The 1,026-nt window shown below is 59.2% G+C and carries 1 protein-coding gene; it reads right to left on the bottom strand.

Features of this window, described 5'->3' with window-relative positions; translation table 11 throughout:
• Positions 1-3: 3 nt before the first annotated feature.
• Entirely contained in the window at positions 4-702 is a 699-nt protein-coding gene (locus tag K2F54_RS18880) for a hypothetical protein (protein WP_220607396.1), read from the bottom strand.
• Positions 703-1,026 lie beyond the last annotated feature (324 nt).

Genomic DNA, 1,026 nt, shown 5'->3' with positions numbered 1-1,026 from the left:
CTATCAGGACGCAATGAGTTCCCCGCCCGGCAATGTGTCTTCAAGACTGCCGTCTCGCTTTTCCCCAATCAGGGGCCAGACGACAGCCTCGTCTTCATACTGGAGGATCAGCGCTTGTGGGCCCGTGGGCATGTATAGAGCCTGCCCAACGGGTCGACCCGCCTTCGGCTCAGCGATAGCAATATCCGTACCCTCAACGAGTGCCCCGTCGAATGCTGGAAGGAGATATGCGACGACCCTCGAGCCCTCGCGCAAGCCGTCCTGGTACGCATCCGGGTCTTGCTGGCCGGGGTTCTGTAATTCGACATACACCAAGCCATCACTACCTTCATCGACGCTTCCTACCACCGCCTTGGCATCTCTCAGCACGAGCACGATGGTAGAAATCCCAGGTATGTTCTCGTTCCCCGGGACGATCTCAACTCGACCTTCTTGGACTCGATCAATCGTTCCCGCCACCACAAGCCTGCTCCGCTCAGCGAGTGCGGCCGGAGAGGTCAATGGGTCGTAGTCGAAATCGAGTCCGGCAAATTGTTCGACGCTCTGCTGTGCCGAGTACGGCCTTGACGCCTCATCGCTTGCGTCAACCGTTGCCGATGGCGTGGTGGCCGGCTCACCGCCGGCGACGGGAGCTGCTGCGCAACCGGACAGAGCAAGGGCCGTCAGTCCAACGCCGAAGTAACAGGAGGCGATTTTCTTCACTTGTACCCCTTTGCTCATGATGTGCGCCCGCTGAACTGGCTCGGAAGACTAACCGCTCGAAGCTCGCCCAATGACTCGGTGCGTTCATTAGATAATGTCCGGATCGGAGGAGGAAGTTCCCGACTTCTCCGAATTGCCGTGATGCCTCCTGGAACGTTGCTGGCTGCACCGGGGCCGCCCGGAAAAAACAGTGGGTTAGCACCCACCTCGCGAGAGTACCGCCTGTCTTCAGTCGTGATTAGCTCCGGATTGCTGCCGAAGTCGCACGCGCCGCACATGAAGTGCAGTGTCTCCCAACCGACATGTCTCATAAGCCATGGGATA

Source organism: Cryobacterium inferilacus, from assembly GCF_019599185.1.
Classification (GTDB): Bacteria; Actinomycetota; Actinomycetes; order Actinomycetales; family Microbacteriaceae; genus Cryobacterium; species Cryobacterium inferilacus.
Note: the sequence above shows the minus strand (reverse complement) of the source record. Positions and strands in the feature narration are given on the sequence as shown.